Source organism: uncultured Parabacteroides sp. (assembly GCF_902493135.1).
In the GTDB taxonomy this organism is placed as follows: Bacteria; Bacteroidota; Bacteroidia; order Bacteroidales; family Tannerellaceae; genus Parabacteroides.
This window is the reverse complement of record NZ_CABUOD010000016.1, coordinates 82,067-103,902: the sequence shown is the minus strand read 5'-3', so window position 1 is coordinate 103,902 and position 21,836 is coordinate 82,067. Positions and strand designations below refer to the sequence as shown.

Annotated in this window: 14 protein-coding genes; 2 read left to right on the top strand and 12 right to left on the bottom strand. The window is 45.3% G+C overall.

The genetic code is table 11. The features are described from left to right. Positions 1–230: 230 nt before the first annotated feature. Positions 231–1,289: an acyltransferase gene (locus RDN79_RS09445; protein ID WP_298551208.1), complete on the top strand. Its 1,059-nt coding sequence runs from the start codon at positions 231–233 to the stop codon at positions 1,287–1,289. 3 nt (positions 1,290–1,292) lie between these two features. Here RDN79_RS09445 and RDN79_RS09440 read toward each other — a convergent pair whose 3' ends face one another. Continuing rightward, the gene (locus tag RDN79_RS09440; protein ID WP_298551206.1) at positions 1,293–2,303 is read right to left on the bottom strand and encodes a nucleotidyl transferase AbiEii/AbiGii toxin family protein; all 1,011 of its coding nucleotides are present in this window, start codon (positions 2,301–2,303) and stop codon (positions 1,293–1,295) included. Beyond that, entirely contained in the window at positions 2,300–2,890 is a 591-nt protein-coding gene (locus RDN79_RS09435; protein WP_298551204.1) for a DUF6088 family protein, read from the bottom strand. Before RDN79_RS09435 ends, RDN79_RS09440 begins: the two co-directional genes overlap by 4 nt. A 413-nt stretch (positions 2,891–3,303) precedes the next feature. Between RDN79_RS09435 and RDN79_RS09430 the strand changes: the two genes are divergently transcribed. Further along, on the top strand, positions 3,304–3,507 hold the full coding sequence (locus RDN79_RS09430; RefSeq protein ID WP_298551201.1) for a hypothetical protein: 204 nt from the start codon (positions 3,304–3,306) through the stop codon (positions 3,505–3,507). 135 nt (positions 3,508–3,642) lie between these two features. On the opposite strand, the gene RDN79_RS09425 is transcribed toward RDN79_RS09430, so the two are convergent. The 10 genes from RDN79_RS09425 to RDN79_RS09380 all read right to left on the bottom strand — a co-directional run bounded on the left by RDN79_RS09425 (position 3,643) and on the right by RDN79_RS09380 (position 21,553). Beyond that, a complete protein-coding gene (locus RDN79_RS09425) occupies positions 3,643–5,496 on the bottom strand; it encodes a glycoside hydrolase family 2 protein (protein ID WP_298551200.1) in 1,854 nt (617 codons plus the stop codon). A gap of 4 nt (positions 5,497–5,500) precedes the next feature. Next, positions 5,501–7,312, bottom strand: a complete 1,812-nt coding sequence (locus RDN79_RS09420; protein ID WP_298551198.1) for a glycoside hydrolase family 2 protein — start codon at positions 7,310–7,312, stop codon at positions 5,501–5,503. Positions 7,313–7,348: 36 nt separating this feature from the next. After that, complete coding sequence (locus RDN79_RS09415; protein WP_298551196.1) at positions 7,349–10,306, bottom strand: glutaminase domain-containing protein; 2,958 nt, start codon at positions 10,304–10,306, stop codon at positions 7,349–7,351. Between the two features lie 200 nt (positions 10,307–10,506). After that, on the bottom strand, positions 10,507–11,181 hold the full coding sequence (locus RDN79_RS09410) for a DUF3823 domain-containing protein (protein WP_298551194.1): 675 nt from the start codon (positions 11,179–11,181) through the stop codon (positions 10,507–10,509). 16 nt (positions 11,182–11,197) lie between these two features. Continuing rightward, a complete protein-coding gene (locus tag RDN79_RS09405; RefSeq protein ID WP_298551191.1) occupies positions 11,198–13,030 on the bottom strand; it encodes a RagB/SusD family nutrient uptake outer membrane protein in 1,833 nt (610 codons plus the stop codon). 6 nt (positions 13,031–13,036) lie between these two features. After that, positions 13,037–16,465: a TonB-dependent receptor gene (locus tag RDN79_RS09400; RefSeq protein WP_298551189.1), complete on the bottom strand. Its 3,429-nt coding sequence runs from the start codon at positions 16,463–16,465 to the stop codon at positions 13,037–13,039. 102 nt (positions 16,466–16,567) lie between these two features. Next, positions 16,568–17,563, bottom strand: coding sequence for a FecR family protein (locus RDN79_RS09395; RefSeq protein WP_298551188.1), 996 nt, complete (start codon positions 17,561–17,563; stop codon positions 16,568–16,570). A gap of 124 nt (positions 17,564–17,687) precedes the next feature. Beyond that, positions 17,688–19,142 carry a hypothetical protein gene (locus RDN79_RS09390; protein WP_298551186.1) on the bottom strand — a complete coding sequence of 485 codons (1,455 nt, stop codon included), beginning with the start codon at positions 19,140–19,142 and terminating at the stop codon, positions 17,688–17,690. A gap of 9 nt (positions 19,143–19,151) precedes the next feature. Then, the gene (locus RDN79_RS09385) at positions 19,152–20,897 is read right to left on the bottom strand and encodes a DUF6057 family protein (protein ID WP_298551183.1); all 1,746 of its coding nucleotides are present in this window, start codon (positions 20,895–20,897) and stop codon (positions 19,152–19,154) included. Positions 20,898–21,001: 104 nt separating this feature from the next. Further along, positions 21,002–21,553, bottom strand: coding sequence for an RNA polymerase sigma-70 factor (locus RDN79_RS09380; RefSeq protein ID WP_298551181.1), 552 nt, complete (start codon positions 21,551–21,553; stop codon positions 21,002–21,004). Between the last annotated feature and the right edge of the window lie 283 nt (positions 21,554–21,836).

Sequence of the window (21,836 nt, the reverse complement as noted above, 5' to 3'; positions counted from 1 at the left end):
TTCTATCCGAACCGGGTAAGGGAACTATATCTCTATTTTTCAGTTAAATGAAAGAGCCGTGGTGTTAAGAAAAGCCTATAAAACCGAGGAGAAAGAAAACGGATATAATCGAAGTAAACAAACCATCATCTCTGAAACCGAAATTAAATTCCTATATTTATGCCCTATAAAAGAAAGACAGGCAAACAGCATTGCCGGATTCTGGATGAATAACAAACAAATACAAAGTTATGATTGATTCTTTAACATCACTGCGGTTTATATTTGCCATAATGGTCTTTGGTGCACACTGTTACGTGATAGACAGTTTTTTCAGCACCCACTTTTTCAAAGAAGGATTTGTCGGCGTCAGCTTCTTTTTTGTATTGAGCGGTTTCATCATAGCTTATAATTATCAAAAGCGACTCAGCGAAAACAAGATAACCAAGCGAACGTTTTGGGTGGCACGCATAGCTCGCATTTATCCGCTGCACTGGTTGACCTTACTGATCGCCGTCGCATTGGGCAACAATGTAATCGCATCGGGGGCAACGGATTGGCTCAAACACTTTTTGGCTTCACTCACATTGACAAACAGCTACATACCTAAAGCCGATTATTTTTTCTCATTCAACAGCCCTTCCTGGAGCCTATGTTGCGAACAGCTTTTTTACTTCTGTTTTCCTTTCCTTATACCGCTAACCAGGAATTACAAACGCCTGCTCTGCGTTTTTATAATTGCAGCCATCCTGGTCATTACCGGCATGTATTTCACACCGGAAAACGACATTAAAGGATATTGGTACGTGAATCCGATCACCCGGCTTCCGGATTTCATTGTCGGTATGCTCCTATTCCAACTATACGACCGGCTGAAAGACAAGAAGATCTCTTTGTATCAAGGGACTATCATCGAAATAGCCTCCATAGCCTTATTCTTTGCCTTTTATTTCTATGCGATTGAGATACCCAAGGTATATCGCTACTCCTGTTACTATTGGCTTCCGGTCGCAATGATCCTGATCAGTTTCTCCCTGCAAAAAGGCCATGTCTCGCGTCTCCTGTCCAACCGCTTTTTAGTAATAGGAGGAGAGATCAGTTACAGTTTTTATCTGATTCATCTTTTTGTTCTGCTCACCTATTCGGAATGGCAGAAAGGAAGCAGTGTCCATATAGCGTGGTATATCGCAGTTCCGGTTCTATTCGGTATCGTCGTACTGCTCAGCCTGCTTTCCTACAACTATTTTGAAAAGCCGATGAATAAGCGTATCAAAAATACTTCAGGGCTGAAATTGAATCATACTTATTAACGATTATTTTTTCCACTCCAATGCTCTGAATCTGTCTTGCAAATCCTGTAACCGACCCATAATCTCATCGAAAGAGGGTGCATCGGCATAAATAAAGCCGATTTGCATTTGCTTATAGTCTTCCCGTAAAACATCTTCTATACTTGCAGGAGGAAGAAAAGATATTGTGTAGGGAAGATGAGTCGTGTAATCCAACCCGCTCCATGCAGTGAACTTCTTGCGATGAGCAACAATGTCCTCGTATAATTGTACATTCTGAATGGCTTCCATTGCAAACGGTTTGTCCATCATCTTTACAATGTCATACATGTGCCGTGTAATACGTTCGATATGCGTACAGCCCTGCGGACGGTTAAACTCCTCATGTAACAGAAAAACCTTTTCCAAAAATGTCCGTCCCGGCACTACGGTAGGGACTGTAAATATTGGTAATGAAAACTCTTCACTCGGATAAGCGTCTTCAATCATCGAACGCATTTCAACGTTTTCAGACGGTTCCATAAGAGAACGACAACTTATCTCAATCTTAACTCGCTCTGGTATATATTGCATCTTTGTTTGCAACACCGAATTATACTCAATAAACAGAACTACAGGGTCAAGGTCGCTGACTGATGTTTCCGGGACTATTATCTTACAACATTCTAATAACCCAAACTCCTTTAGCTTAGTTTCAATATCAATAGCAAAAATACCATCAATAAATTTCTTGGAGTCTTTCCGCAACTTAGTCCGTTGGCTTTTAGTTGCAACATCTGTAAAACCAAGATGTCGAGGAGCTATTGCGAGGTCAATATCTTCCGAAAAGCGTTCTATCAACCCCCAACCTTTGCTAAGACTTGTTCCTCCCTTGAATACAAAAGCTCTGGCATATGGCAAACAAAATATAGCGCGCAATGCCATACTGACCCAATAGTCCTTTTCTACGGCATTGTCCACAATCCCTTTATCCTCGGCGACATTAGCCAAAATGGTAAGTTGCTCTTCTTTTGTAAGCTTAGTCCAATTATTCATAATACAAGCCTTTGTTTAATCCATTGTGGAGCAATGCTGTAATCGTATCTAATCTCATCAGGCCTGCCATATTTTTCAATGGCTTGTTTTATAATAATAATCTGCTCATCAGTCACATTATCTTTCCCTAATTCTTTCATGGCTGCAACTATCAGTGGAAATAAAGCTGTCTTATAAGCAAAATTACGAGGCACGCTACGCTTGAAGATGATTTTACGGTTTCCGATAGTAAGCACCCGTGCTGTAGCATCTGTCAAATAGACCGCATTCATTGTAACTTGCGTGGAAAGTCCTAATTTGTTCAAAGCCGTCAGTCCACAAGGAATAATGCGAGCTTTATCCTTTTCCGCAATGGCATATGCTATATCTTCAATGGATGGACGAAGTACACCGAACTTATTTCGTAACGGATATAAATATAGACCTTGCGAAAGACGTATGAGCACACCCTCTTTCTCCAGTCGGGAAAGTGCACGAGTAACCAGGCCGTCGTTATTCAGATGGGCAAAGTCACTTACCATATAAAGCTTATTAGGTCCGTTTCTATCAATGATACTTCGTATCTCTTTCGTTAGTATTGTCTTCATAACCAATATGATTCATAGTACAAAGATATGATATTCCACTTGACGCGGCAACAAAATGTCCGAAATTCTTAAAGAAAATCGGACTATTTGAGCTTAGTTTAAGCTAAGCTAAATCTATTGATTAAGATTTATGTGTTTTCAAGTAAATGACAATAACCCCTTTTTTCTCCTTTTTCTATTTCATCTGAAATTCCAGTTCATTTCAATCTTACATTTTATCTCATCGGGCGGTTTTTATTTGACAACAGAGAATATGTGATCGGCAACTTATCCCGTCATCAGCATTGTTTCGTCAGCCTGACCGGGAAAAACGAGAAAATATGATAAAGCTAAACTCCCGGTGAATCGTATATTTGCAGACAAAGCCGGGACACTTTCCGTTTATGCCAAAACCTTTTTTCCGGTTTTCCCCCGTGAGGTGCGCAGAAAATTTCCACGACGACCGTCTTCGTTACCGTGAGGTGCCGATGTTATGGGTAATGACGACCGTCTTCCTGGCGATAAAGGCCGTTGTCATGGCGATGAAGACGGTCATCGTGAGAAAAAGCCGGCGAATAAATGAAAAAAGGCCCGTTTTCACCTTTCCGGACGAGCCTCCCGGATCTTTTCATCATTAAGTCCGACAATTGTTAAATAACCTGTTTTTTACAATAAGCAATAAAGGATTGGTAAAGGTAATTCCTTCCGGAGGATACAAAAAAATCAGGGGGCAAAGATAATCCCTGCCCCCTTTCTTGATTTTTAGTCCGTTATTATTTTGATTCCGGTGTCTTACTGAAAATAGCGTGGATACGTTTCATGTCGAACTTAGGGGTACGGTCGTAATAATAAATACCGTTTTGCTCCTGTTCCACATCCGTCAGTTGCGTATAGCAATAGCCCCAAATATCATTGGAAAGAGACAAGACAGCGTCTACCTGACCTGCCAGGCGTGCATAAAACTCTTCCAGTGAGCGGGGAGGTTCGCCATAGCCCCAAGAGGTATTCTGGGTACTCTCCATCTGCTGTGCCGGGTTCCATTTGATACCGCCGAACTCATCCACCAGATAAGGCATATCTTTCTTATATTCCGGGAAAGCATACTGGTCGGTATATTTCAGGCCGTTGTAACCGATATTCATCGGCATCAGATGAATTTCCCATTTCGGGGCTTCCATCAGTTTGCCGCCGTTATACAGTTTTTCCTTCAACTTGACAGGGTCCTGTTCATAGTTATGAACGGTCCAGATATCAGTTGCGATATGTGTTCCGCCGCTTGCCCCGTGGAAAGGACGCGTCGGGTCGATCATTTTCGTCAAGTTGTAGAGGTCGTGCATCAGACGCGGATACTGTACGCGGTCCGGCCAGAACTCCTCGTTGGTCGGCGTCCAGATCAAGAGCGACGGATGGTTACGGTCGCGCTGTACAATTTCACTCCATTCGGTAATGAAATTACGAGCCGTTTCCGTGTCGTTACAATCCATTCCCCAGCTGGAAGCTTCCCCCCAAGTCAGATAACCCATCTTATCCGCCCAATAATAGAAACGTTCCTCAAAAACCTTCTGATGCAGGCGGGCACCATTGAAACCAGCCTCCATAGAGAGTTCGATATCCCGTTTCAACGCCTCGTCACTCGGAGCCGTCCAGATGCCGTCAGGATAGAAACCCTGGTCGAGCACCAGACGCTGGTAGTAAGGCTTATTGTTCAGATAAATCTTATTGCCTTCGATATGCACCTTGCGCATACCGGCATAACCATTGACCTCATCAACAATATTGCCATTCTTATCCAAAACCTTGTACTCCAGATCGTAGAGGAAAGGGCTTTCCGGGCTCCAGGTCTTCATCTTCTTGACCGGAAGAACCACGGAAGACAAGGCGCTTGCCGAAACGGTCCGGCTGGCAACCATCTTGCCGTTGTCTTTCAGCGTCACCTGCAATTGTCCTCCTGCTTCCCTGTAAAAGCGGGGACGGACCACCAATTGCTGCTGATCGATATCCGGCAACACCTGAACCGACTGCAATCCTTCCGGATGGACCGCTTCCATCCAGACCGTCTGCCAAATACCGGTCGTACGGGTATAATTACAAGCATACGACTCAAATTGCAGGTTCTGCTTTCCGGCCGGCTGTGCCGCCCCGCGCACATCACTCTCCACGTAAACGACCAAGCTATGTGTCCGACCGGGTTTCACCAGAGAAGTGATATCCACGGCAAACGATGAAGTCCCGCCGAAGTGACGGTTCGCCAAAACACCGTCGATATAGACTTCCGACTTATAGTAGACCGCACCGAAATTAAGCAGGATGTTCTTTCCGTTCCATTCCTGCGGGATCGTGATCGGACGCTGGTACCAGAAATAATTGATAAAATCCGTATATCCTATGCCGGACAATTTACTTTCCGGGCAGAAGGGAACGGTGATCTTCTTGTCAAAGCCGTTCGATTTATAGAACTCGCGCTCCATTCCCGAACCGCCGAAATCAAACGAGCAGGTCCATTCCCCATTCAGGTTGACCCAGCCCGCCCGCTCGAACTGCGGACGGGGATATTCGGGACGCGGCATGGACCAGACAGCGGCCACGCACAGAAAAAGAGATAAAAAAGCGATGCTAATCCGTTTCATGCTTTTACTTTAATTCGTTAATAACCGATTGATTGGCTTTCTTTATGGCAGCTTCGTCGATCTTGATCACTTTGCGGTCGTAGGTCATCAAACCGTTTACTTCCCCTTCCACATCAGTTGTCTGCGTGTAGACGGCGGCAGAGAAGCCACGTTTCACATAATCTTTCAGGATATTGGCATATTTGACATATTCAGCCGTCACTTCGTCGCTGTTCTTAAATTGCACATATCCCCAGTTACGTTTGTTCCACCACAGGTGATTTTCCACCGGAAGGCCGATTCCGCCGTATTCACCCAACACATTCACCCGTTTCGGGTCGAACAGGAACATATCGGGAGCCGGATAGTTATGCAAATCCAGGATATCACCGCAAGGACGATGGTTACCGCCGCTTGCCGGGTTCACCAAGCGGGAAGGATCGTAAGTTTTTGTCCATTCGGCCGCTTTTTCCGTTTCAAACTGTCCCCATGCTTCGTTGAAAGGAACCCAAACGACTACGGAAGGATTAGATACGCAAAGATCCATAATCTCTTTCCATTCACGGTAATAATTCGCCTTGGATTCTGGCGTACGTTCATGGTCTTTTCCACCGTTATACACGTGGTGATCCCAGATGTAAGAGCCATGATCGCCGCTCGGCATGTCCTGCCATACCAGGATACCTTCCTTATCGCAATGATAATACCAGCGTGCCGGCTCCACTTTCACGTGCTTACGGATCATATTGAAGCCCCAGTCTTTCGTTTTCTTGATGTCGAACAGCAATGCTTCATCCGTCGGAGCCGTGTAAAGTCCGTCGGGCCACCATCCCTGATCCAACGGGCCGTATTGGAATAAATCCTGGTTATTCAACTGCATGCGCATGATGCCGGCGGCATCGCGTTTGGAAGAAATCTTGCGGAAAGCCGTATATGATTTTACTTCATCCAACACCTTCCCGTCTTTCGACAAAGAAACCGTCATATCATACAGATAGGGATTGGACGGACTCCAGAGTGTCGGGTTCTGCACGGATAAACGCAATTCCTTTCCCTGAACGCCTTTTGCGGAAGCCACGACCTGTCCTTTGTCCAACAACTTCACGGTTACGATACCGGAATTGCAGTCGCAGGAAGTTCCTACCGTCACATTCAATGTATTATTGTCGATATTGGGAATCGACTTTACGGAAGTCACATGGGCAGCAGCTACCGGTTCCAACCATACTGTCTGCCAGATACCGGTTACAGGCGTGTACCAGATACCTTCCGGACGGGAAGTCTGTTTGCCGCGCGGTTGATATCCCTTATCGCTCGGGTCCCAAACACGGACAACCAGCTTCTGGTTGCTCTTTCCTGTCAGATACGGAGTGATGTTGAAAGAGAACGGGGTGAAACCACCCTTATGGGAACCGATCAGAATGTCGTTGACAAACACATCCGCTTTCCAATCTACCGCACCGAAATTCAATACGATATCTTTATTTTTCCAGGCTGAAGGAACAGAGAAAGTACGCTTATACCATAATTCGTTCTTTTCGCCTACTTCTTTCTGTACGCCTGAAAGAGACGATTCGACAGCAAAAGGGACCAAAATCTTGCCATCAAATGTTGCCGGTTCTACATCGCCAACCGGTTTGATGGCATATTCCCATTCCCCGTTCAGATTTTGCCAATCGCCACGTTCCAACTGAGGACGGGGATATTCGGGAAGGACATTCGCCGGGTTTACCTGTTCCGACCACGGTGTCTTGATCTTATCTCCTACCGGTTTCCATTGAGCCTGTGCGCCCAAGGTCAGTGCCAATGCACAACATACAAATAAGGTCTTTTTCATGATTTATAATTTATGATTTATGAATGATTATAATTTTCAATTAACAAACTCCGGAGCTTCCGCCTCCAGCGAAGGGCTTGCCCCTTCGACTTCCGGCCAGCCGTCTTTCCAACGGATCCGGTCCAACATCAGGACACGCCCGGTGGGATTCTCACAACTCACGGCATGATAAAGAATCCAGTCGTTCCCACGATCGTCCGTAACGATTTCCGAGTTATGCCCCGTACCGACAAAAGCGTCATTCCCATGTATCAAGATTTCGTGATGGTTTTCCATCATCGGTCGTCCCTGTTTGTCCGTGAACGGACCGAACAGGTTGTCAGAACGGCCTACAACTGTAGTATAGGTACTTTTCAATCCCTCACAACAACTCCCTATCGAGGCAAACAGATAATAATAATCGCCTCTTTTATGGATGTAAGTACCTTCGTAGGCGGTTCCGGCAACCTGTTTCTTTTTGACTCCGTCCCGAACAGATAGGCCGTCTCCCGACAGCTCTATCCCATAGATACCGCGGAAACTACCCCAAAACAGGTATTTTTTCCCGTTATCTTCCATGAAAAATTGGTCTATTGAATTTTGAACTTGAATTGTCTTGCTTCGGAACAGCGGTCCCTTGTCTACGAACGGCCCTTCCGGCTTGTCTGACGTAGCGGCACCGATCCCGCAGGTCCATTCGCCTCCCCAGACAGACATGGAATAATAGAGTACATACCGTCCGTCGATATAATTAATGTCCGGAGCCCATAAGCCGCCTTTCGGCTCGAAAGTCGGACGTGTTTCTTCCGTAAAAGCCGTCCCTATCTCCTCCCAGTCCACCAAGTTGCGTGAACGGTGGATAGGCGTGTTGCGGATATCTTCGGTTGCATACAAGTAAAAATAGCCATCATCCGCTTTGATGACGGTCGGATCAGGCAAGCTGTAATCGATCACCGGATTCCGGTAAGTGCTCTTGGCCTCCGTAACCGGTTCTTCCGTCGGTTCGGGACGGGAAGAGGGTTTATACATCTGCTTTTCCAGCATCTTCATAAAAAAGCCGCCTACCACGGAACGGGCACGCATGTTGATGGACCGGCCATCGGTAGCCTCGTACCAATCGGTCAGGGGCACGCGGGGTTCGGTTTCGTTCACATATTTATAGGCGGGCGATAGCAAGCGGGAGAAATCATCCTGTGTATCAGCCAGGCAAGCCGTCCATAGGATCCAATCGATCTTGGTATAGGTCTTGCGGCTGTCAAGCGGAAGGCCGAACGGCTGTTGCCGGCTCAAATAAAAAGCGACCTCTTTCCGGGCGATCCTGTCCGGGAAGATATGCAAACCCAAAACTTTATCCCAAACCAGATTGTACTTCTGGCTCCAAGTGTTTTCCCGGTCGAATGTCAACCGGAAATGATCTCCATCGTCAGCCATCCGTTCCCATTTCTCCGCCATCCCGCGAGCGGCGGAAACATACCGGACCGCCTGTTCCTTATCTCCCAACATCTCGGCCAGCTTTCCGTATCCGGCAATACCCATGATCGCCTTTATCGAAAGGTTGGCATTATGGGCCAGATGTCCGGCAAAATCATCCGTGCACAACTGGTTTTCCGGATCAAGTCCTTCTTTCAACAAATAATTAGCCCAAACGCCCAATGTCTTCCAATGTTCACGGGCATAATCCGCATTCCCTTCACGCAGAGCGATGGCAGTTGTCAGAATCAACATATTCCCACATTCTTCAACCGGCATATCAAAGGGATACGTTTGCCCGTTGGCATGCGGGTAAGTTCCGACGTCATGGGCGGCAAAAGGCTTGTTCCATTGTCCGCTTTCGCTATAATAAAAAATCGGATTCAACATTCCTTTCAACAAATCCGGGTTATAAAGCAAAAACAAGGGAGCGGATGGATACGTCACATCGACCGTACCGATCGAACCATTACTGAAATTTTCCTTAGAAAGGAACAACAGGTTTCCATCTTTGTCTTCCACCAACTTATGCGCCGCCACTGCCTGCCTGTAAGCCAAAGCACACAAATCGGCATATTTTTTTCCACCGGCGCGCTCTGCATCCACCATCAGACGATTGTCAAAATCCCGACAACGCTTCATAAGGGAACGATATTCTTTGGCCGACTCTTCAAACGCTTGCCGGATATTTTTCTTTCCGTTATGTTTCCAATACGCCATCCGGTTGTCCTTGAAATACTGGATGGCATACAAGTCGTCATAGCCCACCATCAGGAACCCGGCCTTCGGAGAAGAAGACACTGCCTCCAAAATATGGCTGTAGACAAGTTGTTTCCGATCGCCAACCTCCATCACCGTCTCCTTTTCCACTTGTGCCGCCAAATAGAAATAGCCCCAGTCAATACGGACATCATCCCCTTTGCGTAACAAAACAGCCTGCTCAGCCGTTCCTGTCTTCAAATAAGAGATACCGTTTTCCACCTCCCTCTCAACCACGACCGCCTGATCCTCCGTGTTGACAGCCAAAGATGAAAAAGCCTCGACACTCACCCGTACCTCATGTTTCTTTTGATCTGTCGAACGAACCTGCCAAGAAATATAATTGACCGGCATGGACATCCGATCCAAATCATCCAGCAATAACGGAGCCGTAAAAACGACATCGAGCAAAACCGGACCACATTCAAATGTATAATAAGTTTGCGTGGGAAGGACATTCACAGACAACTGCCGGGCAGCAGTCGCAAAACGAACCGATGCTCCCTCTTCCGGTGTTTCCTTTCCCATGAAACGATAAGAAACACCATCCACATCCACTACCCCCAACAAGGCCTGTTCCTTGCCGGTCCAATGGCGGGTCACATCAGCATTCAATTCATCTGCAAACGACCAAACGCTGGTATATGGATCTACGGAAATAAGCGGATAAGAAGGAGCGCGCAATGCGTTCCTTTTATCCGGCTCAAACAAACTCCCTGAACCGCAGGACACGTTCAGCAGTATCCCTTGGCAACAAATCAATAGTATCAGAAAGGCCTTCTTCATTTCTAATAAATATATATATAATTAAACACAAACTGACTTGATAATAAATCATGTGCAAAGGTATTCTTTCGCCTTCTACCACATTTTCAATTATCAATCATTTACTTTCAAATATCAATCAAAACTACATGAAATCAGCTTGATACGCAAAACCGGATAGAATAACCGTTTTTCAAGCATCCTATCCGGCAATAACCTTATCACTTCAACCGAACCACTGGCGAATAGATAGCCTGATCCGCTCCGTTAGCCAAAACACCGACACGAGCGTAAAGGGCTTTTGCCTTTGCGATTTCAGTGTTACCACTAATATCGGCAGACAAGTTCACGCTACCGGGAGCGACATCCGAGAAGTCCTGACGGAACAAGTTGTTCACATCATCCGCAAACTGCGTCTTGCTCAATAACAACATCACCCGGCTGATCTTCGCATCCGGCACAATCCTGTTAATCGTAAACGACGCGTTCATTGCCGATCCCGTAATAGACAATTGTTCGTTCGAAATCGTAAAATACGGAGTAACTTCCAGATTCACTTCCGTATGTCCTTTCAAATTCACGGTTACGGACTCATGATTATTCACCCACGGTCCGTTCCCGTCTCTTGTCGTCAAACGATATTCACCATCAAACAAAAGAGCGGAGAAAGTACCATCTTGTCCTACAAAAACAGAAATCGGATCATTCTTCTCATAGCCATCCTGATACAACTGCAACTGGACTGCTTCGCCGGTACCACGCAAGTTCAAAGCCTGCCCCTGATAAGTAACTCTACCAACCAGTTTGGATTCTGGCGCATCAAAATTATCTTTTCCACAGCCGGAAAACAATACCAGCAGTAAAATTACCGAAAAAATATTAGATATAATCTTCATACTCATGCATTTTTAATTATTGATACGGGTTCTTTACCAACTTAGGATTATTGTTAACCCAGCCCAAATCGAGGAAGTTGTAATAATTCTGCATCCGGAAATAACGTGCATTCGGAGACATGAACAAGAAGTCTTCCACAAACACCCACTTGCCGTCATTCGGGTCACCCGGTGCAACCACACGATACGGCCAGAGGCGACGGTGACGAGCCTGCGGATCATTGTTGTTTCCATTCCAGACCTTATCAGCCAAACGCCAACGCTTCATATCCCAATAACGATGGTCTTCGAAAGCAAACTCAACGCGATATTCATGCACAATATTATCAAACGTCACATTAGCCAACGGCTTCACACCTGCACGATTACGCACGGCATTGATAAATTCGGCTGCACGTCCGTTTTCCAGTTCGAAAGACGCTTCGGCCGCAATCATATAGGCTTCAGACATACGGAAACGAGGCATCCACATTTCGGAATTACGACCACGTGTCGATGCCCCAGGAGTTTCATCAATAAATTTACGATAATAAAAACCTGTCTTATTAACATACTGTTCATTAGACTCTTTCGGGCCGTTCAATGCAGTCAAAGCATTTCCATTGGCGTCTTTAGAGTCCAAATCACCAGCTATCAGCTCCCATTCTCCATTATTCTTTACCAACTGACCTGCCTGCAATACGACCGGAACACTTTTCAATTCCGCACCCGGATAAAGGATAGTTCCCCATAAACGAGGATCACGGTCTTTGAATGGAGCATCAGACGAATCATAAAACTTAAATGTCCCATTTTCAGAAGTCACGACCTTACTATCCGCCCCAGGGGTATCCGTATCAAGCAATTCATAGGCTTCAACCAGATTTAAAACAGGACCGCCATAACTATTGTCAATATCCTCCGCATGAGACTTAGGAATATTATATTTCGTAAACTCAACAGTCTGCCCCGGATATTTATAATCCCGTGCCCAAATAACTTCTGTATTATTGTCTTTTACGGATGTCGCCTCATAAAAGTTTAATCCCTTATTGTCCGGACGCCGATCCTGCAGAATATAAGGACTGTCTTTAATCACATTTTCTGCGGCAGCCAAAGCCGTCTTATAATAATCGGATGCCTTATCAGCCGGAATCCCAACTTCCCCTCCATCTGTTCTAATCGGAGTTGACATTTTATTATTATAATTAGCGATCGAAGCAGCATAGACAGCGGCACGCGCTTCCAACATCTTAGCCGTCCACCTATTTGCACGAGCAGAATTTATCTGTTTCTCCGCCGGCAATAAATTATAAACAGCCTGACATTCACTTATGATATAATCATACATCTCTGCTTCCGTCGAACGCGGGAACTGCATCGTAGTTATATCCATACCGGATTGATAGTCAAACACCTCATCTCCGATTATCGGCATACCGCCCAAGCCACGGCACATATTGAAATAACACCAAGCACGTAAAAAACGCGCCTCCCCTTCTAATGGAGCTTTCTCAGAATCTTTCAGGACTTCCGTTTCACGCAACCCTTTTAAAAACTGATTCACATTACGGATGAACGTATAATCATACACTCGCCAAAGATCATCTTCGAACGTAGAGCGTTGATCCGGTCCTCCATCCATTTTTGCCGCATCATCAATATAAGTCATGGAATAGCTATCATTTATGTGTTGCCCCCATGTTACGCGACCATAATAATTCGCTAAAACAGATTTAATCATCACCGCATCACCAAAAATCTGGTCATCCGTCATGATCTTATCTGGCTCACGATCCAAAAAATCACTACAAGCCGTTGCCGAGAACAAACAAACTGCCAAGGCCGACATTATATATATCTTCTTCATTTCTACCTAAAATTTAAGGTTTACACCAATATTTATAATACGTGTTGTCGGATATCCCAAACCATTTCCTTCCGTCGATTCAGGATCAATACCCGGAGCATTGGTAAATGTCAACAAGTTGGTTCCCGCCACATAAAAGCGCAGATCCGAGATCAACGCTTTTTCCACAATATGTTTCGGGAGCGTGTATCCCAACTCCAAATTACGTAATTTGACATACCGGACATTCTTTTTCCAGAAGGTACTGTTCCAATAATTACTGTGCGAACTATTTCCAATCAACAACATCGGATATTTTCCCGGTATCAATTCACTGTCTGCATCCCAAATATCAGACAAACGCCATGTATCTTCCATATAATATTGCGGGTTGTTACCGCCATCATGGAACGGGTTACGTTGTTCCCATTGCTGATACCAGGATCCCATCGCGCCACCGGTAAAATCGAACGCCAAATCAAATCCTTTCCAACCGAATGAAAAATTCAAACCGAAATTAAGAATCGGAGTGGAATCTTCCCGATATCCAATCGGACGTTCATCCAAACTATTAATCACACCGTCACCATTCACATCCTTATATTTGATGTCACCCGGACGAAGCGTCTTATTACCCTGACGGTCATTGTCGATCGGATAAGTGGCGATCTCTTCCCAACTATTGAATTGTCCGATTGCTTCCAATCCCCAGTTCAGATAACCGAAACGATGGTTCAACGAATTGCGATACACATCCCAAGAATTAGAGAAACGCGGTTTATACTGTTCCCAATCATAGAAACGGGAATACGTAATATTACCACCGATAGAATACGTGAAATCCTCTACCCGATCCGTCCAACGAACAGCCGCATCATACCCCATGTGCACATCTGAATTCAAGTTTTCTTTCGGCAAACTGAAACCGACTTCCGAGGGCAACAGGACATCATAACGAGAAGCGGGAAGCCCGTCGCGCTGACGGCGGAAGAAGTCGAACTGTCCGGTCAAACGATTATCCAAGAAAGCGACATCAAAACCGACATCCAGAATCTTAGCTTTGATCCAAGACAATGTCGTCACCGGAAGTCCGCGCGGAACCGAACCTATCGTATATTTCCCATCAATAACAGAACCACCATTCTTATAGTTATAACCGCTCATATAATCAAATGCCGCATATCCGGAAACGTTATCGTCACCCACCATACCGTATGATCCACGGATTTTCAAATCGCTGAAAATATTCGAAAGCTTGGATTCCTTCCAGAAATTTTCTTCCGAAATACGCCAACCGACAGAAGCGGATGGGAAGAATCCCCAACGATGATTGGGCGGAAATTTCCAAGATCCGTCATAACGAGCCGAAAATTCAACCAGATATTTATTGGCATAATCATAGTTGCCACGGAACATCCAACCCAAACGAGCCTCCGTCTCATTCCCCTCATCATTATACGTATCCATTGTTTCGTAATCAATCAGATGCAAAGCATTAGCCGTCGGAATAGCATGAAGCCAAGAAGTCGGCGTATCTCGCTTAATCGATTCAAAACCAACAATAGCAGCCACATTATGATCTCCGAATCTTTTATTATAGGAAAGTTGAATATTCGACATCAATTCTTCATTATGTCCAACGCGTCTTTCTCTCCAAGGATTATTATTTTCGAAAATCACCGGATAAGTATCCGTGGCTTCATCATAACCATACAATTTATACGTATATTCCTGGTTATTCATCTGCTGATATGCCAGATAATACCCGACCAAAGCCTTTGCCTTCAAACCATCGAAAATATCATACTCCGCCGTGGCCTGTAATTGCGCCACACGCCAAGTTTCTTTATATTCTCCGGACAATTCATAATTCAACCATCCGAAATTCGTCGCGGCATTAGAAGAAGTCAATGTCGGATATTTAGGATTGTCATTTGCAAAAGGACGCTTTGTCGGCAAATTTCGATATGTCCCGAAACGAGGCATCCAATAATCATCTGCCTCCGGAACACCCGGGTTTTTCCTTTCTTCTATACGGCCATTCATGGAAGCTCCCACTTTCAAACGAGAAGTAATTTGCGTGTCTATGTTCATCTGAACATTGGTACGTTTAAATCCACCATAATTTACAATCATCGCGTCTTGGCTCATGTGACCGACAGAAACATAATAGTTCGTCTTATCCGAACCACCGGAGATATTGGCATTCAGATAATACTGAGGATTGGTTTCCCAGATGAAGTCATACCAGTCAAACGGCACATATCCCTTTTCTTTTCCCGCCAACCATTTCTGATAGTCTTCCTTACTATATGTATAGTCGGTCTTTCCTTGAACCGTTTCAGACTGGATATAATTGGTGATATAGGTCGCCGCATCCGCCGGTTTCGGGAAAGTAGACGGATTCTGCCAACCGTAGTATGCGTTCAAAGAAACCGTATTCTTAGTGTTCCGTTTACCTTTTTTCGTATTGACAACAACAACACCATTTGCCGCACGCACACCATAAATAGCGGCAGAAGCATCTTTCAACACAGAAATGCTCTCGATATCATTGAAGTCGATATTATTGAATTGGCCTGCATCCGATTGTACACCGTCGATCACATACAACGGATCACCCATGTTACGGATCTGGATACTGGTCGTAGCCCCCGGACGGCCATCCGTCTGGCGCGTGTTCAAACCGGCGATCTTACCGACCAGTGCACCCGAAGCCGTGGAGGCAACCGAACGGCTGATGTCATCCGATCCGACAGCCGTGACGGCACCCGTCAGCGTCGCCTTTTTCTGCGACAGACCGAAACCGGTCACCACCACTTCTTCCAGCGCCTGCGAATCTTCACGCAAAGTTACATTCAAAGTAGATTTTCCTTTGACCGAAACAGACTGCGTGACATAACCGATATAAGAAATTTCCAACACGGCATCAGGAGCCACAGTCAAGGAAAAAGCGCCATCCATATCTGTAATGATACCGTTGGTCGTCCCTTTTTCAACGACATTGGCTCCCGGTACCGGTTCACCCAAATTGTCGACTACGATCCCTTTTACTATATGTGTTTGTTGCTGTACGACAGCCACGGAAACTTCCTTTGCGGCTGCTTTCTTTTCCGGAACCAAGACAATCTGGTTGTTCGATATTTCAAATGTCATTCCCGTCGAAGACAGGATATTTTTCAAAATATCCTTAACTGCCTTGTTTTGAGCATTCACGCTTACTTGACGAGACAAATCGATCTTATTCTCATCATAGAAAAATGAATAACCGCTTGCCTCTTCGATCCGTGAAAGCGCCTCGCTCAACGAAACATTTTCCAACCGGAGCGAGATGGAACGAAGCTGAACTTCCGCTTCGGCCGTTCCGGGCAAACTCATCCAAAATAAAATGCTTATCAATAATGGCATCTTCCATTTCAAAATGCCACTGTTACCAAAGAACTTTCGTTTCTTCATAACCTTTTTAAGATTTAATAAATTACTAATTACTGATTTAATTGTTACAAATTCGAATTACTTTTTTACGTGTGTTTCATAGGCATCCTGATTTAATTGTTACTATTTTCTTGTTATTCTCACCGTATTATCTTCATCAAAAACATATTCTATCGGGGTTATCTTCGCAATCAGGCAAAGCACCTCCTCCAACGATTCATGTGTGATCGTAAAGGTATAGGCTTGATCGGTCGGCAACGACGGATCCAAACGGATATCCATGCCATACCATTCCGACAGATATCCGGCCAGTTCATAAATCGTCTTTTTCTCGAAACGCAAGGATTCTTTTGCCCAAAGGCAAGAGATAGAAACATCCGTGGTTTTCTTTTCTATGTCGGGAACATTTTTTTTACACACGGCTGTTTCGCCCGGATACAGATTTCTCGACACACCGGCATTTTCAACAACAATCGATCCCGACAACAGACTAACATCCACATGCTCTTGTTTTTCCCGCGCCTTCATGTTAAAAACCGTCCCGTGCACCTTTACGACCACACCGCCGCCTTCCACTACAAAAAGACGGTCCGGATCTTCCGCCACCTCGAAATAAGCCTCTCCGTCCAAACGGACGTTACGCTCTTTAGTCCAACGGGAAACAAAATATTCTAACGTCGATCCGGCATTCAGCCAAACGAAAGTACTGTCCGGCAAACATATCCGGGATTTTCCATTCAAGGAAGAATAAGCCAATACGGTATTGCTTGCCTTATACCACTCGGTCGTCATATAACCGGCAAAAGAAAACAAGATAAAAAATAAAACTGCAACCGCAGCAGTATACAAACGGAAAGAACGCAAAGACAACTTGAACACTCGCGGTTCTGCCCTTCTCATGCGCTCCTCCATCCTTTTCCATAAGGCATCGACATTGGAAACATACCGCATGTTTTCTTCCATGATGGACAACCAAAGGGATTGCCAACTTTGGAATCGGGCATGGTTTTCCACATTGGCAAGCCATACATCCAATTCTGCCTGTTCCTTCTCCGAAATCTCACACTTGAATTTCCGGATAATCACTTCCCACGGTATATTTTTGTCTCTTCGTACCATTTATGAAACGTGAGACTCGAAAAATGAAGGTATCCCCTAAAAACAAATCGATTTTTTTCCAATTCCCCGATTCCAAGCCATGACAATATCCTGCAAACAGGAAGAATGGCTTATTGTAAAAAAATCAAAAAGTTGAACAAGAAACGGGTCTTCCGCCCTGTTCTGCCAAACGGCGAATCTGATAAGAACGATTAGTCACTTTACCGGTGACAAACTCGGGAATATTATACGATTTCATCAAGCCGGCATAGTAGTCCGCCTCCTTTTGAGGGAGCAAAAACGGTTTACCGGTTTTGCCATCCTTCCCGACATACGCAATGAAAGGACGCGTGTACAATCCATCCAAACGCCTGCTGCTGAACACAACCCATCTTCCGTTGGACGACCACGAATGGTAACTTTCCGTATCATTGCTGTTGAGCGTTTCCGGATAGGAACCGACTCCGGACTTCAAGTCGATCATATACAGGTCGGCATCCTTATGCCAGATCGGGAAAGTGCCATAACCAGACAAAGTACAAAGCATGAACCGACCATCCGGAGAAACTCTTGGAAAAGAAACGCTTTTTCCATTCGCACGAGCATCAAACAGCGTATCCGCCTGCGAACCGAACGTTCCGGATTCAGGGTCGAACGAGATGCGGCACAAGCTATAAGCCAATTTTCCAATGGAATCAGGCATCAAGCAAGCCGGAGCAGTGCAATAAAACAAACTCTTACCATCCGGAGAAAAAGAGGGAAACGTCTCAAAACTTGACAGCGAAGCGAGTCCGGGCACAGACAAAAACGTATGGCGCTCCACATCGTAAACGATCACATCCGATGCCGTGTCATAAACCTCCGTCCGCTGAGTGGAATGCAACTGCTGGGTCGTCCTATTGATGGAAAAAGCGATGTAACGACCCGAAGGATGCCAATAAGGATAGGTAAAAGCTGATATCGTCTTATCTGTTTTCGTATCCAATAACTCGACCTCGTCTCCATCAACCAATACAGTCCCGGCCAACTTGGCACGCAAATGGAACAGCATCTTGTCCGGATCATGACCGCAGAAAGAATGGCAATTCACGCAATTATAGTCCGTCATCTTGTTCTCATAAACAGCCGTTTCACCGAAAGACTCCAATTCTCGCTGGTAAATTCCCATTTTGTTCCATAACGCATAGCCGGGTTCTATCAAGCGATATACCAAATAAGGATCTATAGGATCTGACACCACATGCAACGATACGGGCTGCCAGACCTCCCATTGGCCGTCTTTTTTGCGCGCTACAGTGACGCAAACAGAATCACCTTTCGCCTCTTGCAAAAGCTTCTTCCATTTTTTTTCCGGAATCCGGACTTCACCATCGGAAGCTTCCACCTTGAACTTCGCCGCTCCTGCTTCCAACAAGACTGACACACGACATCCGTCTGCGCGGACCGTGAAGTTCAACGGAGCTATATTGTACGGGATAGTGGTTTGCGCATAATCAGGAAATAGAACAGGCTTCTCGCCTAACCGTTTCCCATTTTTCCAATCCTCCGAACAAGCACAAAACAAAATTGCCGCCACCAAAAAGCAATAAAATCGTTTCATCGCGTACCTTTATTTCTTAAACATCAAATAAAACCAATAGGTATCCCCATACGAACCGGCCATGACATCCCGAAAATTGACATAGCCATGCTTCGTGTTCATATCCTGATCAAACGCACCGTAGCGCAGCTCGACTTTCATTCCGACCCCTTTTCCGGGCCACAATCGGGGAGTCTTCTGGTAGAACGCTACCACGGCTTCCTGTTGGTGGATGGAAAGGGAAGGCCACACCTTCGTCCGGTAATACTTCCGATGTAACTCGTCAAAACGGTTCAAAGTCTTGCCCAATAAATGAAAACTCAACAAGTATTGGAAAGCGACCGGCCGGTCCGGATTGTTCACAGCCAAGCGTTCCCACACCTCCAACAAATCCGAAGACACGGCATACTGTCCGTCTTTTCCCCACGCCCGCCTTTTCCCGCCCAACAACGGTTCTGCTTCCACAAGGTCATCCCGATACAAATACTTCCGCCATTCAACCGCCCATTCTTTGTAAAACAAGGTCTGCTCCAATATCCGGATGTATTTTTCCGCTACCGCATACGCACCGGTCAGGATATTCGTCTGAACCAAACGTTGCAAAAGGCGCGGGTTTCCATCTACAGAGGAGACATATCCTTCAAATGCGAACTTTTGAGCGGAAGAGAGATCCCCCATCTGGTAGCAAATATCCGACAACACGATTGCCCCCGGAACCGTACTGTTCCATTCGGGCAATAATCCGCCTTTGCCTTGTTGTGGATAATGGAACAATTTATCTCCCAATTCGCCCTGGCACGCCAAAGCCAAGTTCAGTAAGCTCAAAGTCCGCATGTCCGATACCGCCGCCTCATATCCGGCAACGACCTTATCCCATTGTTCTCCCCGCACATAACAATCCAACTCCATGTTTTTCAACCAAATGCCATTCTCTTTTTTTTTCATCCACCCCAAAAAGGCAATCAAAGGCAACAGCTGGACTGTGGTCCACCACCAAGCGGTCCGATCCGACACGCCTCTGCCTTTTCCGATCGGAAAGCAAGCCATTAAAATCCCCGAAAGAAAAGCCAACCAAGCCCAATAGAGCTTATTCGCCTTCAACAAAGGATCATAATAAAAATCCGGCAAAACGATCATCCGGTATTCCGGCTGCCAAAAGAAACGGTAAGACCACCAAAGCATCAGGACAATCCCGAACGGAAGTGCCAGACATCCTTGCCATCCCTTCTCCCGCAACAACATCTCCCGGAGCACGACTCCGGCAACGAACAAGGTTGCCACCGGCCCTGCCAATACAAACAAAACAGCCATCAACAGCCAACCCGCCAATACCCGTTTCCACGGTACGACAATACGCACATAGAGTACAAAAGCCCCAAGCATGCAACAATAAGCAACCGTTCCCTGCAATCGGTAATTCACATCGATGTGCAAAGGGAACAAGGCCAGAATCGGCAAAAGAGCTGGTAAATAACAAAAGACAGGCGATGTTGTTTGCCGGCAGATCCGTTGCATCAGCACACCTATCCCCAAAAACAAACCGGTCGAAACCAACGCACCACCCAAAGGAAGATGATAGAATTGCAAAAGGAAACCACCCAACCAGCAAGCCAACCCGCCAGGTTGCCGGCATGTTTCCTCAAAACAGGCCCAAGTGAGAGGAAAAACCTGCAATTGTTCGACATAATAAAAATAAAACGGATACCACATCTGTAAAAAGCAGAACAGACAGCAGCATACGGTTCCCCAAAAAAAGAATGATTTAGCCTTCATCATCTTATCTATTATATATCATGCGGTAGCCAAGAATCCATCTTCCGTGCCACCCTTGGATATATAGACTCAAAAAAGCACTTCCTCCCCTAAAAGAATCACCTTTTTTACCACAAATAAGAATAAGAATCACCCAAATGAATTCTGATTTTCTTTAAAGCAATCGTGATTTGCCCCTCCACCGTCTTCTCCGAGATATGGAGCTGTCCGGCTATTTCCTTATTGGTCAAATTTTCCTCCCGGCTTTTTCGGAATATTTCGCGACATTTGTCCGGCAAGAGCGACACCGCTTCCTCTATCAGAAGATGAAGTTCCTGCAACTCCAATTCCGAATCATAGTTTTGCACAATCTCCATACCCTTCATTTCTTCCAGATAAACCGGAATCTTCTTGTCCCGGATATAGGTAAAGGACTTATTGCGTGCCGCCTGGAACAAATAAGCTTTCAAGGTCAGTTTTATCTCAAAGTTCTGCCGGTTTTCCCATATATAGGTAAAAATATCCAGAACCAAGTCTTGTGATTTTTCTCGATCATGGATATAATAAGTAATAAAACGTTCCAAAGAATCCGCATACTGATAAAACAAATGCCGAAAAGCGATCTGATCTCCTTGTTTAATCAATTTCAGCAATAATATGTCATCACTATTCGTACTCATCCGGATTCCGACGTTCTTTTTTTATTTTCAATTTCGGGTACAAATATACGAAGCTTATTTAATCTTTTTTTACGTAAAACAAAAAATTTACCTACATTTGCAATGTCTGGAGAGACTGTATAAGGAATATTTCAGAAGTGCCTTTTTCTGTTAAAGTCGCCAATTTTTTAACAACACGCAAGGCACAGGTGACCTGCTATATCAAGTGGGTTGCTTGTTCGTGCGTGTACAGGGGTTTGGCGACACCTAACAGGAAAAAGAACAGCAGCCCACTTCTTTTTTA